The 12,207-nt window shown below is 63.8% G+C and carries 11 protein-coding genes; 8 read left to right on the top strand and 3 right to left on the bottom strand.

Annotated features, from left to right (window positions below; all coding sequences use genetic code 11):
- Positions 1 to 4: 4 nt before the first annotated feature.
- Positions 5 to 703, bottom strand: coding sequence for a TetR/AcrR family transcriptional regulator (locus OKA11_RS02790; protein WP_267218717.1), 699 nt, complete (start codon positions 701 to 703; stop codon positions 5 to 7).
- Positions 704 to 860: 157 nt separating this feature from the next.
- On the opposite strand from OKA11_RS02790, the gene OKA11_RS02785 reads away from it, so the two are divergent.
- From OKA11_RS02785 to OKA11_RS02750, 8 genes are all read left to right on the top strand, one after another.
- The gene (locus tag OKA11_RS02785; RefSeq protein ID WP_267218716.1) at positions 861 to 2,186 is read left to right on the top strand and encodes a hypothetical protein; all 1,326 of its coding nucleotides are present in this window, start codon (positions 861 to 863) and stop codon (positions 2,184 to 2,186) included.
- 83 nt (positions 2,187 to 2,269) lie between these two features.
- A complete protein-coding gene (locus OKA11_RS02780) occupies positions 2,270 to 3,622 on the top strand; it encodes an acyl-CoA reductase (protein WP_267218715.1) in 1,353 nt (450 codons plus the stop codon).
- A 129-nt stretch (positions 3,623 to 3,751) separates the two neighbouring features.
- Positions 3,752 to 4,606, top strand: coding sequence for an acid phosphatase (locus OKA11_RS02775; protein ID WP_267218714.1), 855 nt, complete (start codon positions 3,752 to 3,754; stop codon positions 4,604 to 4,606).
- Positions 4,607 to 4,711: 105 nt separating this feature from the next.
- Positions 4,712 to 4,942, top strand: coding sequence for a biotin/lipoyl-containing protein (locus OKA11_RS02770; RefSeq protein ID WP_142633384.1), 231 nt, complete (start codon positions 4,712 to 4,714; stop codon positions 4,940 to 4,942).
- A gap of 78 nt (positions 4,943 to 5,020) precedes the next feature.
- Positions 5,021 to 5,563: a peroxiredoxin gene (locus OKA11_RS02765; protein ID WP_267218713.1), complete on the top strand. Its 543-nt coding sequence runs from the start codon at positions 5,021 to 5,023 to the stop codon at positions 5,561 to 5,563.
- A 161-nt stretch (positions 5,564 to 5,724) separates the two neighbouring features.
- Positions 5,725 to 6,852, top strand: a complete 1,128-nt coding sequence (gene prfB, locus OKA11_RS02760; protein ID WP_267218712.1) for a peptide chain release factor 2 — start codon at positions 5,725 to 5,727, stop codon at positions 6,850 to 6,852.
- 73 nt (positions 6,853 to 6,925) lie between these two features.
- Positions 6,926 to 7,681, top strand: coding sequence for a class I SAM-dependent methyltransferase (locus tag OKA11_RS02755; RefSeq protein ID WP_267218711.1), 756 nt, complete (start codon positions 6,926 to 6,928; stop codon positions 7,679 to 7,681).
- Positions 7,682 to 7,752: 71 nt separating this feature from the next.
- Positions 7,753 to 9,159 (top strand): NAD(P)H-dependent flavin oxidoreductase, encoded by a 1,407-nt coding sequence (locus tag OKA11_RS02750; protein WP_267218710.1) that lies wholly within the window; start codon positions 7,753 to 7,755, stop codon positions 9,157 to 9,159.
- 77 nt (positions 9,160 to 9,236) lie between these two features.
- On the opposite strand, the gene OKA11_RS02745 is transcribed toward OKA11_RS02750, so the two are convergent.
- Both OKA11_RS02745 and leuA read right to left on the bottom strand, forming a co-directional pair.
- Positions 9,237 to 10,091, bottom strand: coding sequence for a GGDEF domain-containing protein (locus tag OKA11_RS02745; RefSeq protein ID WP_267218709.1), 855 nt, complete (start codon positions 10,089 to 10,091; stop codon positions 9,237 to 9,239).
- Positions 10,092 to 10,356: 265 nt separating this feature from the next.
- The gene (gene leuA, locus OKA11_RS02740; protein WP_267218708.1) at positions 10,357 to 12,030 is read right to left on the bottom strand and encodes a 2-isopropylmalate synthase; all 1,674 of its coding nucleotides are present in this window, start codon (positions 12,028 to 12,030) and stop codon (positions 10,357 to 10,359) included.
- Between the last annotated feature and the right edge of the window lie 177 nt (positions 12,031 to 12,207).

Genomic DNA, 12,207 nt, shown 5'->3' with positions numbered 1-12,207 from the left:
TGGTTCAGCGGGGCATGGCGCCTCTCAGAAACAGGCGGACCGCAAAGGTCACGCGGTGGCTGACGCTGGCGGCATCGAGCGCATTGCCGGAGGCGAGAAAGCGGACCGGGCCGCTCGCCACCATGCTCATGAAGACATTGGCCGCGAGCATCGGGTCTTGCGCTGCCAGTGTCCCGCGGGCGGTTTCCTCTGCCAGCAGGTCGGCAAGGAACTCCACCGTCGGCAGGACGGCGATCTCGTAGTAGGTCTGGAAGATATCCGGGAAACGATAGGCTTCGGTGTTGATCAGTCTCTGAAGCTTGATGCCTTCCTCGGTTCCGGCAAGTTCGATCCGCAGCATCGCGATGTTGACCAGCGTCTGTTCGAGGCTGTCCACATAAGTGGCCTCGATCCGCGCGCGGCTGGCGGCACGGCGTTCCATGCCTCGGCGCAGGGCGGCACGGAAGAGCGCGGCCTTTTCGGGATGGCGGGCATAGACCGTGCGCTTGGTCATCGAGACTTCGGCGGCGATGGCCTCGATCGTGGTGGGCTCGTACCCCTTGTCCAGAAAATGCCCGAAGGCGCAGTCCAGAAGCTGTTCGTGGCGTGCGCGCGCCTGTTCGCGCGTCGGACGGCCCGCGCGCGCACCGCCTGAGGGGGCAGGGCCTGAGGGGGCAGGGGCCGAAGGGTCGGGGCTGTCCATGACGTCGCACGCATCGCTCATCGGTCCATAGGAACCGATCCTGCTTGCCCTGCCAAGTGAATCGTGAATAATGAAACGCACAAGCTGCCATTAATCGAGTCGAGGAGCGACGTCCAGTTGCGACCTTCGGCCGGCAGCATTTGGGAGAGAACGAATGGGAGAAGCTGCCGACAAGCTGATGGCGCAGGTCGCCGATCCGCGACGCTTTGGTTTCAGTGCGGAGGAACTGCGCCAGACGCAGATGGCAGCGCTTGATGAGCGTTTTCAGGAGCGGAAAGGACGCATCAGGCTGCTGAGCCTGCGTGCCCGTGACGCGGGAATCGAGAAGATCGACTCCATTGCCGACATTGTGCCGTTGCTGTTCCCCCACACGGCTTACAAGTCCTACCCCGAGAACTTCCTGACGGACGAGCGGTGGGACAAGCTGACCAATTGGCTCGGCACGATTTCGCCCTATCCGATCGAGGGGCTGAACCTCGAAAGCGTCGACGGTATCGACGATTGGACCCAGCGGCTGGCAGCGCAGGGTCATTTCATTTCCTGTTCCAGCGGCACCACCGGCAAGTCGGCCATGCTGATCGCCTCGCAGAAGGATATGGACTGGTCGAAGATCGATACGGTCAATGTCTTCGCCTGGGGGTCCGGCGTGGTTCCGGCGCAGGACCGGGTGATTGTCGGTTGCGCACCGGTCGCCGCGGTGCCGAAGAATGCCGCCATCGCGCAGGCGCAGTATGAGGCATTCGCTGATCCGTCGGCGCCGCGCTGGGATTATCCGGTGCCGCCGATCACCGTGGGTTCGCTCACCTCGATGGTGGTGATGCGCAAGAAGATTGCCGAGGGCACAGCCCGTCCCGACGAGATCGCCGCTTTCGAGGAAACCTCTGCCGCGCGGGGTAAGGCGGTGGCTGACGCGATCCCGGCGACGGCGCAGTTTGTCATCGAGAACCGCCATCGCAAGCTTCAGCTTTCAGGTCTGTGGAGCGGACTGTGGCAGGTGGCGAAGGCCGTGCGCGATGCCGGGTATGGCCGTGCCGATTTCGACCCGGACAACTCGATCTATGTCGGCGGCGGGCTGAAGCGTGCTCAACTTCCTGATGATTATCAGGAGTATGTGTTCGATACCTTCAATATTCCGGAAGATCGCCACTTCCAGAATTATTCGATGCAGGAACTGAACTCGGGCATGCCCAAGTGCCGCGAGGGTGGGCGCTATCATGTGCCGCCGTGGATCGTACCGGTGCTGCTCGACACGTCGGGCGACAACGCATTGGACCACACTTCAGGTGAAATGGAAGGTCGCGCCGCGTTCTTCGATCTCTCGCTCGACGGCCGCTGGGGCGGGGTGATTACCGGCGACCGGATTTCGCTCGATCATGGTCCCTGCAAGTGCGGAAACCACGGTCCCTCGATCCGCGACAACATCGTCCGCTATGCGGATCTGGAAGGTGACGACAAGATCGGCTGTGCCGGCACGGTCGACGCTTATGTGCGAGGTTTGGCATGAACTCTGTGACGCAACATTCTGAAACAGAAGAACTTGTTTCGGCTCCGTTCTTCCTGCGCGGCGAGGTGCTGCATGGCGCAGACGTGATCCAGAAATCGCGAGACCTCGGTGTGACTTTCGCGACGCCCAGGATACCTTTCGACCGCGCGGTGCCTCCACGCACCGAGGTGCCGCCGCTGCTCGGCGTCCGGTTGGCGGAGGTCATCGACTTCCTTGTCGAAACCGGCCAGCGTCTCGTCGCCTCCGACAACGATCACATGCAGGAGTGCATCGAGCGGATGTGCCGCACGCATATCCTGCCAAGAACGGTTGTCGAGAACACCGCGCGCCATGCTGCCGCCTATCTCGACAAGCGCGTGCTCATGGCGGAAGTCGAGCAGAACTTCCCCGATCCGCGTGCGCTCGATGAATGGGTGCCGAAGCAGGACTTCACCGGCCGCGAGAGCTTCGTGCGCGCTTTCGCGCCCCGCCTTATCCATGTGCTGCCGGGCAATTCGCCGGGCGTCGCGATAAAGTCGGTGGCCCAGGGCGCGATGGTGAAGGGCATAAACCTGTTCAAGATGAGCAGCGCCGACCCCTTCACTATGGTTGCGATCCTGCGGACCATGGCGGACATCGACGCGAACCACCCGATCGTCCGCTCGATGTCGGCCGTCTACTGGCGCGGCGGCGACGTTGCGATCGAGCGCGTGCTCTATCGCCCGCAGTATTTCGACAAGATCGTTGCCTGGGGCGGCGGTGATGCAATTGGCAATGTCATCAAATATTTGGGGCCGGGACTTCAGCTGGTTTCCTTCGACCCAAAGACCTCGATCTCGTTTGTAGGGCGTGAGGCGCTGGTGGACGAAGAGACCGTCGACCAAGTGGCGGACCTTTGCTCCAATGACGTCATGACGCTCAATCAGGAGGCCTGCGTTGCCAGTCGTTTCCAGTTCGTGGAAGGCAGCGAGGAGGACGTCGACCGCTTTTGTGCGCGGCTGCACCATCACATCGCCCGCCGCGCGGCCGAAAGCGGAGATGTGCGCCCGCTCGACCGCGACATGCGCGAGTCGGTCGATACCATGATGCTGATGGATCAAGACTACCGCGTATGGGGGCGGACCGACGGCAGGGGGCTGGTCATCCGGTCCGATGAGCCGGTCGATTTCCACCCCATCAACAAGACCGCCAATGTCGTGCGGGTGGATAGCCTCGACGATGCGGTGAAGTGGATCAACGTCGCCACCCAGACGGTGGGGTTCTATCCGTTCCACCGCATGGCGCAATTCCGCGACCGACTGGCCGCAGGCGGCGCGCAGCGGGTTGTCCATCTGGGCGAGGCGGGGCCTGCGACGATCGGCAATCCGCACGATGCGATGTATCCGCTCCATCGCTTCGTGCACTGGATGGTGCATGAGGATGGAACGGTGCCCGGCGGATCGACCCGCCGCGAGTAATGCAGGAGCGATACCCGTCAAATTGCTCGCAAATCCCGATAGGCGGCGGCGTTGTAGCTGCTAGTCCCAGGCTCGGGCGCCTTCTGTCTGGCAGCGGGCGTCGGGGTTTAGGGACAAGGAGTTACGCGGATGAAGATGGCACGGATTCTGGTCGGCGTAGGCGGGGCGGCGGCGCTGGCGGCCTGTGCTTCCGCCGTCGCGTCAAGCGAACCGCAGGCCGCTGCCGCGCCGGCAGCCGTCACGTCGCCGGACGATGCGCAGAAGGCGGCCATGGCGGCTGTGATGCGCAATGGCAGCTATCTGCCGCGCGGCACTGCGCCGAACAGCCTGCTGTTCAATCCTCCGCCGCCTGCGCCGGGATCGGCGGCGATGGCGCGCGACGAGGACGGCGCCCGTGCTGCGATTGCCATGCAGGGCACGGCGCGCTGGGAACAGGCGAAGATCGATGCCAACCTGTTCACGCCGAGCGTCACCGATACGTTCTCCTGCGCCGCGGGCTTCCGCATCGGCCCCGAGACGACGCCCAGGGTCCAGGCGCTGCTGCTCAAGTCGATGATGGACTTCGGGCTTGCCAGCTACCGCACCAAGAACCGCTACCAGCGGGCCCGGCCTTTCATGGAAAACGGCAAGGCGACCTGCACGCCGGATCAGGAGGCGGTGCTGCGCAAGGACGGTTCCTATCCTTCCGGGCACAGCGCGATTGGTTTCGGGATGGGGTTGATCCTTGCCGATCTCGTGCCGGACAGGGCAGGGGAACTCGTGGCGCGCGGGCGGGCCTTCGGGGAGAGCCGCCGGATCTGCAATGTCCACTGGTTGAGCGATATCGAGGAAGGCCGGGTGGTCGCCGCGACGGTGTTTGCGCGCCTGAATGCCGATCCCGCCTTTGCCGCCGACATGGCGGCAGCCCGTGCGGAACTGGCTGAAAAGCGCGCTTCTCTGGCCGCGCCGGACTGTGCGCGAGAAAACGCGGCGCTGGCGATGTAATCGTACCGGCGAAACCTGCATGTGCCCGCGCGCTCGGCCCTATGCCGGTGCGCGGGTGCGCGATAGGCAATGGTCAAAGACATCGCAAAGGATCGAGAAAAAACCATGGCCGTTGAAATCCTGCTCCCCAAGATCGGCTTCTCCATGCAGGAAGGGCAGATCGCGGAATGGCTTGCCAGTGATGGAGACCAGGTTGCCGAAGGTCAGCCGCTGTTCTCGCTCGAGGCTGACAAGTCGACCAACGAGGTGGAGGCTCCGGCGTCCGGCACGCTGAAGATCGTGGCTGCCATCGGCGAGACCTACGAAGTGGGAACGGTTCTCGGCTATATCGAGTAAGCTGCGGGAATAGCGCTGCGCAAGGCGGCCGGGGAAGGGGGCTGGACAGCCTCCCTCCCAAGGTCCAGATTGCGCGCCATGCGCAAGACTTTTCCCGCTCTCGCCGCCGCCATGGCTCTTGTTGTTTCCGCCGGCGCGGCCGATGCGGCGTTGCCCGTCGGTGCCAAGGCGCCGGTCTTCTCGACGCAGGGCGCCAAGGGGGGCAAGGTCATGTCCTTCGACCTCAAGGCGGCGCTGAAGAAGGGGCCGGTTGTCCTCTATTTCTACCCCAAGGCCTTCACGCAGGGCTGCACGCTGGAGGCGCACGCCTTCGCTGATGCAACCGACGATTTTGCCAAGCTGGGCGCTACCGTGGTGGGTATGTCGAACGACGACCTGCCCACGCTTCAGAAATTCTCGACGGAGGCCTGCCGGGACAAGTTCACGGTTGCCGTGGCCGCCCCGGCAGTCATCAAGGCCTATGATGTTGCGTTGAAGCGCGAAGGCGCACCCGCCGGCATGACCGACCGCACCAGCTATGTGATCGCGCAAAACGGGAAGATCGTCATGGTCCATTCCGATCTCGACTACCGCGACCATGTGAAGCTGACGCTTGCGGCGGTGAAGAAACTGAAGGACTGAGAAGTCCGTTCACGGCACTTGAACATTACCCCCCTCCGCGGGTAATAGCGCCGCTTTCCCGCGTCGTGCGCCGGTATCCGGCGGCTCGCGTGCTTTACTTATGTCGTCGGTCCGCTATGCGCGGCACCGGAGTCATGGGCGTTTCTTGGGAGTTTCAAGTCATGCGTGCCGAAGGGCAGGCCCACATTGCGCGTATCGAGAAGGCCCTCGCGCTGGTCCGCAAGTTCCTCGACTGGGACCGTGCCCTGCGCCGGTTCGACGAGCTGAATGCGCGCGTCGAAGATCCTACGCTGTGGGACAAGCCCAAGGAAGCCGAAGCGGTGATGAAGGAACGTCGCCGCCTTGAAGCCTCGATCGGCGCGGTGAACGAGATCAGCCGCGAGATGCAGGACGCCGTCGAGTTTGTCGAACTGGGCGAGATGGAAGGCGACGAAGATACCATCAATGAAGGTATCGCCGCGCTGGCCGCCCTTGCCGAACGCGCCGATCATGACAAGGTCACTGCGCTGCTTTCGGGCGAGGCCGACGGCAACGACACCTACCTTGAAGTCCATGCCGGTGCCGGCGGTACCGAGAGCCAGGACTGGGCCGAGATGCTCCAGCGCATGTATACGCGCTGGGCCGAGCGTCACGGCTACAAGGTGGAGCTGGTGGATTATCACGCCGGTGAAGCCGCGGGCATCAAGAGCTGCACCCTGCTGATCAAGGGCGAGAACGCCTATGGCTATGCCAAGACCGAGAGCGGCGTCCACCGCCTGGTCCGCATCAGCCCCTATGACAGCTCGGCGCGTCGCCACACCAGCTTCTCGTCGGTCTGGGTCTATCCGGTGATCGACGACAGCTTCGAGATCGAGATCAACCCGGCCGACCTGAAGATCGATACCTATCGCGCTTCCGGCGCGGGCGGTCAGCACGTCAACACCACGGACTCGGCGGTGCGTATCACCCATGGTCCCTCGGGCATCGTCGTGGCGAGCCAGATCGACCGTTCGCAGCACAAGAACCGCGAAATCGCGATGGGCATGCTGAAGGCGCGCATGTTCGAGGAAGAAATGCGCAAGCGCGAGGAAGCCGCCAGCGCGGAGCATGCCTCGAAGAGCGACATCGGCTGGGGCCACCAGATCCGTTCCTACGTTCTCCAGCCCTATCAGCAGGTGAAGGACCTGCGCACCGGTGTCGTTTCGACCGCGCCGGGTGACGTGCTCGACGGCGCGCTCGATCCGTTCATGGCCGCCGCGCTGTCCCAGCGCGTGACGGGTGAAAAGGTCGAGGTCGAAGACGTCGATTGATCCGTGGTGGCATCGGCCCGGCGCTTGCGGCAGAGTGTTTTGCCAAGCGCGGGCCGAACCGCTAAAGGGCCGCATGCGTTTGCCTCGTCCCCTTTCCGGTCGAACCGCTTTGCTGGCCTTTGTGCTGGCGCTTGCGGCATGCCAGCAGAAGGCGCCGGATGACGGGCGGCCGGAGACGGCGCGTGCCTTCCCGGTGGCGGACCGCCCGGTTTCCAAGGCCAGCGAGACCGATTTCGGGAGCGAAGTCCAGCGCGACTCCCTGCACGAGGCCGAAGTGGTCATGGACCTCGCCCGGATCGCACCGGGTATGACCGTGGCCGATATCGGCGCTGGCGAGGGCTATTACACTGTCCGGCTTGCAAAGCGGGTGGGGAGCCGTGGCCGGGTGCTCGCCGAAGACATCGATCGCGGCGCCAACGAACGGCTGGGCCAGCGCGTGCTGCGCGAACAGCTCGACAACGTTTCGATCAAGCTCGGGCGCAGTGATGATCCGAGCCTGCCCGAGAAGAGTTTCGACCGGGTATTCCTGGTCCATGTCTATCATGAAGTGAGCGAGCCTTACGCATTCCTGTGGCGGCTTCAGCCGGCGCTGCGCAAGGGTGGCAAGGTCGTGGTGGTCGAGGCTGACCGGGCCAGCGACAGCCATGGCATGTCGCCGCAACTGCTTTTCTGCGAATTTGGCGCCGTGGGGTTTCGTTTGACGGAATTTGTCCGTAAGCCGGAACTCCAAGGTTATTTCGCCCAGTTCGAAGCCACCGGGGAGCGGCCCGATCCGGCCAGTATCGTGCCGTGTCGACTATCCGGAAAATCGACGACGCAAAACAGGTGAGCGTCATTCACACAGGGCGTATAAGGCAGGTCTGATCGACCCGCCGCGCCGGGGGAAAGTTGAAAGAGAAGATGGGTTTCAAGGGTCTCAAGCCGATTGTCTATGGTGGACGCGAAGTCTGGCCGCTCGTCGAGGGTGGCAAGGGCGTTGCCGCGACCAATCACATGAGCTCGGGCGCCTGGGCGGCGGCCGGCGGCATCGGCACCGTCAGTGCCGTCAATGCGGACAGCTATGATGCGGAAGGCAAGATCGTCCCCCAGATCTACCGCGCGCTCACCCGCAAGGAACGTCACCAGGAACTGATCGACTATGCCATCGACGGCGCGGTCGAGCAGGTGCGCCGTGCCTACGAGATTTCGAACGGCAAGGGCGCGATCAACATCAACGTCCTGTGGGAAATGGGCGGCGCCCAGACGATTCTCGAAGGCGTCCTGGAAAAGACCAAGGGCATGGTTGCCGGCGTCACGTGCGGCGCGGGCATGCCCTACAAGCTGTCCGAGATCGCGGCGCGCTTCAACGTCAACTATCTGCCGATCGTCAGCTCCGCGCGTGCGTTCCGTGCGCTGTGGAAGCGTGCCTACCACAAGGTTTCCGACCTGCTGGGCGCGGTGGTTTATGAAGATCCCTGGCTTGCCGGTGGTCACAACGGCCTGTCGAACGCCGAAGATCCGCTGAAGCCGGAAGATCCGTACCCCCGCGTGAAGGCGCTGCGCGACACCATGCGCGCCGAGGGTATCGCGGATTCGGTGCCGATCGTCATGGCCGGCGGCGTCTGGTTCCTGCGCGACTGGGAAAACTGGATCGACAATCCCGAACTCGGCTCGATCGCCTTCCAGTACGGCACGCGTCCGCTGCTGACGCAGGAAAGCCCGATCCCGCAGGAGTGGAAGGACCACCTGCGCACGCTCGAACCCGGTGATGTGCTGCTCCACCGCTTCTCGCCCACCGGCTTCTACTCGTCGGCCGTGCGCAACCCGTTCCTGCGCAATCTGGAGGCCCGTTCGGAGCGTCAGATCCCCTATTCGAAGGTGGAAGCGGGCGAGCACACCGTGCGCCTTGATGTCGGCGTCAAGGGCAAGAACTTCTGGGTCGCCCCCAAGGATCTCGACCGCGCCCGCGCCTGGTCGGCCCAGGGCTTCACCGATGGCCTGCGCACTCCCGACGACACGATCATCTTCGTGAACCCGGCTGAACGCGATGAGATCCGCCAGGATCAGGCTGACTGCATGGGCTGCCTCTCGCACTGCGGTTTCTCGTCGTGGAAGGACCATGATGACTACACCACCGGTCGCCTCGCCGATCCGCGCAGCTTCTGCATCCAGAAGACCCTGCAGGACATCGCTCATGGCGGCCCGGTCGACCAGAACCTGATGTTTGCGGGGCATGCGGCTTACAAGTTCAAGCAGGATCCGTTCTATTCGAACGGCTACACGCCGACCGTGAAGGAACTCGTGGATCGTATCCTGACGGGCGACTGATCCCGCGCAGAGCGTCTGGCAAATAAGAAAAGGGCGGCCCCGTGGGGCCGCCCTTTTTCATCACGGGACCACGCCGCCTAGGCTTCGGCCCCGGTGTGTCCCGAGCGGCAGACACGGTCGCGGCCGCCGCGCTTGGCGTCGTAGAGGGCTTGGTCGGCAAGCTGGAGCGCTTCCTCGACATCTTCGCCGCGCCAGCGGCTGACCCCGGCGGAAAAGGTGATGGTGCGGCCGTCCACTTCGCCGATCGGCGTCTCGCGCATCTGCGCGGCGATCCGGCTCAGTATCCAGTCGGCCTCCTCTTCCGTGCTTTCGCGGAAAAGGATGGCGAATTCCTCGCCGCCCCAGCGGGCGACAAGGTCGACGCGGCGGATCTGGGCGGAAAGGCGGTCGGCAAAGGCGCAGAGCACCCGGTCTCCCTGGTCGTGACCGAGCCGGTCATTGACCTGCTTGAAGAAGTCGATGTCGACGATGGCCAGACAGCCGTGGCTTCGCTCCGGTGAGAGTGCGGCGACCTGTTCGAGAAAACCGCGGCGGTTGGCGATCCCGGTGAGCGGGTCTTCGAGTGCCGCGATGCTGAGGTCTTCCATCTGTGAGCGCGTGGCGGTGGCAGCGCGGTGTACGCCGGCGTAGAGCGTCTGGATCACGTCGCCGACTTGCGGGAGCGAGGGTGTTTCCTCGTCCGCGGCGTGAAGCGCCTTAGCTAGTGCGTGGATCGGATCGAGCAGGGCGCCGATGCCGAACAGCGCGATGACCGTGCCGATCACGGTCGCCAGCGTCAGCAAGGCGAACTCGATCAGCGCGATGCGACCCGTCGCCGCCCCCCAGATGCAGTAGCCGATCAGCGGCAGGTGCGTGGCGACGAAGCACACGGCGAACAGGCGCAGGCGCAAGGATCGCGGGAAGATGAAGGAGGTGGCGAGATAGAACTGCATAGGCACCCGATATTATTGTCTATTCGGGATAAATCGCCAGAACTTCGGCAGGTAGTCACAATTCGAGGAGTCGAAGCGATTTTGCCGACGAAGCGAGTGTCTACTGTGTTCGCCTGAGAATAAATGTCAGAATTTTTTAGGAAATTCGCGAAAGGCGTCCATCGCGCTGGCCGGGGACTTCTACGGGCTCCTTGCCCGCGCGGGCCCCCATGAGTTTCCCGAAAAAAACGGAGAAGGCCGGTCGCGACCTTCTCCGCTTGCGTGATCAGATTCGCGCTTCGTTTGCGGCGCTGAGGACGGCCCGCACCGAAGCTGTGGCCACGTCCTCGTCAATGCCGACACCCCAGATGGTGCGGCCGTCCGGTGTTACGCATTCGACGTAAGCGGCGGCGCGGGCGTCCGAGCTCTTGCCCATCGAATGCTCGGCATAGTCGCGCACTTCGAGGCTGACGCCGAAGCTTTCGGCGAGCGTCGCGGTGACCGAGGAGATCAGCCCGTTGCCGCGGCCCGAAACGGTCTGTTCCTTGCCGTCGACGCCGATCTTGCCGGCAAAGACACGGGTGCCGTCGGGGCGCTTGGCCTCCTCGTAGTCGATCAGCGCGAAGTGCTGCGGATCGTCGAGGCGGTAGGCCTGCTTGAACACGTCCCAGATGTCGGCAGCCTGCAGTTCACGGCCCAGTTCGTCGGCCAGGTTCTGCACGTGCTTGGAGAAGTGTGCCTGCATGCGCTTGGGCAGCTTGAGGCCCTGGTCCTGCTCGATCACCCAGGCGAAACCGCCCTTGCCGGACTGCGAGTTGACACGGATCACCGCTTCGTAGTCGCGGCCGAGATCGGCGGGGTCGATCGGCAGGTAGGGCACCGACCAGAGCTCGTCGTTGCGCTTTTCCTGCGCGGCGAAGCCCTTCTTGATGGCGTCCTGATGGCTGCCGGAGAAAGCGGTGAAAACCAGTTCGCCGCCATAGGGGTGGCGTTCCGCGACCTTCAGCTGGTTGCAGTATTCGACCGTCTGGATCACTTCGTCGATGTCCGAGAAGTCCAGTTCGGGGTCCACGCCCTGGGTGTACATGTTCAGCGCCACGGTGACGAGGCAGCAGTTGCCGGTGCGTTCGCCATTGCCGAACAGGCAGCCTTCGACGCGGTCGGCGCCGGCCATCAGGCCTAGTTCGGCGGCGGCGACGCCGGTGCCGCGGTCGTTATGGGTGTGCAGCGAGATCACCGCCGAATCGCGGTTCGGCAGGTTGCGGCAGAAATACTCGATCTGGTCGGCGTAGACGTTGGGCGTTGCCGCCTCGACCGTGGCCGGCAGGTTGAGGATGATGGGATTTTCCGGCGTCGGCTGCAGGATGTCCATCACCGCCTCGCAGACCTCGATCGAGAAATCGAGTTCGGCGGTCGAGAAGGTCTCGGGCGAGTATTCGAACTGCCACTTGGTCTGCGGATACTTCGCCGCCTGATCGCGCAGGATCTTGGCGCCGTTCTGGGCGATGCCCTTGATCTCGTGCGGCTCCATGCCGAACACCACGGTGCGCCACAGCGGCGAGACGGCGTTGTAGAGGTGGACGATCGCCGCGTGGACGCCTTCCAGGCTCTCGAACGAGCGGGTGATCAGGTCTTCGCGCGATTGGGTCAGCACCTGGACCAGGACGTCTTCGGGAATGCGCTCGTTCTTGACGAGGCCGCTGATGAAGTCGAACTCGGTCGCGCCGGCGCTGGGGAAGCCGACTTCGATTTCCTTGAGGCCCACCTTGACCAAGAGGTCGAAGAAGCGGTTCTTCTTCTCCGCGCCCATCGGGTCGATCAGCGCCTGGTTGCCGTCACGCAGGTCGGTCGAGAGCCAGCGCGGCGCCTTGGTGATGACCTGCGAGGGCCACTGGCGGTTCGGCAGGTCGATCTGCGGGAAGGGGCGGTACTTGACCGAGGGGTCTTTCAGCATGGTCATGGGTATTCTCGCTCGGATTTACGTCTTCGTCTGGAAAGGCCGCAATGTCGGCCCGGTCTGGCAGGGTCCCCTTGAGCGCCGAGCGCGCCGCAGGACCGACGCGTCAACTCACGCCCAAGGGCGTGTAAGTCGAAGGGTAAGGCCAAGACGAAGGTTCATGGCCGTGCCTATGCGCAT

Source organism: Novosphingobium clariflavum (assembly GCF_026420865.1).
In the GTDB taxonomy this organism is placed as follows: Bacteria; Pseudomonadota; Alphaproteobacteria; order Sphingomonadales; family Sphingomonadaceae; genus Novosphingobium; species Novosphingobium clariflavum.
Note: the sequence above shows the minus strand (reverse complement) of the source record. Positions and strands in the feature narration are given on the sequence as shown.

What these genes read in the sequence shown, in the direction of transcription:
- OKA11_RS02790 (WP_267218717.1), bottom strand. Translation starts at nt 703, where the DNA reads ATGAGCGATGCGTGCGACGTCATGGACAGCCCCGACCCTTCGGCCCCT.
- OKA11_RS02785 (WP_267218716.1), top strand. Translation starts at nt 861, where the DNA reads ATGGCGCAGGTCGCCGATCCGCGACGCTTTGGTTTCAGTGCGGAGGAA.
- OKA11_RS02775 (WP_267218714.1), top strand. Translation starts at nt 3,752, where the DNA reads ATGAAGATGGCACGGATTCTGGTCGGCGTAGGCGGGGCGGCGGCGCTG.
- OKA11_RS02770 (WP_142633384.1), top strand. Translation starts at nt 4,712, where the DNA reads ATGGCCGTTGAAATCCTGCTCCCCAAGATCGGCTTCTCCATGCAGGAA.
- OKA11_RS02765 (WP_267218713.1), top strand. Translation starts at nt 5,021, where the DNA reads ATGCGCAAGACTTTTCCCGCTCTCGCCGCCGCCATGGCTCTTGTTGTT.
- prfB (WP_267218712.1), top strand. Translation starts at nt 5,725, where the DNA reads ATGCGTGCCGAAGGGCAGGCCCACATTGCGCGTATCGAGAAGGCCCTC.
- OKA11_RS02755 (WP_267218711.1), top strand. Translation starts at nt 6,926, where the DNA reads ATGCGTTTGCCTCGTCCCCTTTCCGGTCGAACCGCTTTGCTGGCCTTT.
- OKA11_RS02750 (WP_267218710.1), top strand. Translation starts at nt 7,753, where the DNA reads ATGGGTTTCAAGGGTCTCAAGCCGATTGTCTATGGTGGACGCGAAGTC.
- OKA11_RS02745 (WP_267218709.1), bottom strand. Translation starts at nt 10,091, where the DNA reads ATGCAGTTCTATCTCGCCACCTCCTTCATCTTCCCGCGATCCTTGCGC.
- leuA (WP_267218708.1), bottom strand. Translation starts at nt 12,030, where the DNA reads ATGACCATGCTGAAAGACCCCTCGGTCAAGTACCGCCCCTTCCCGCAG.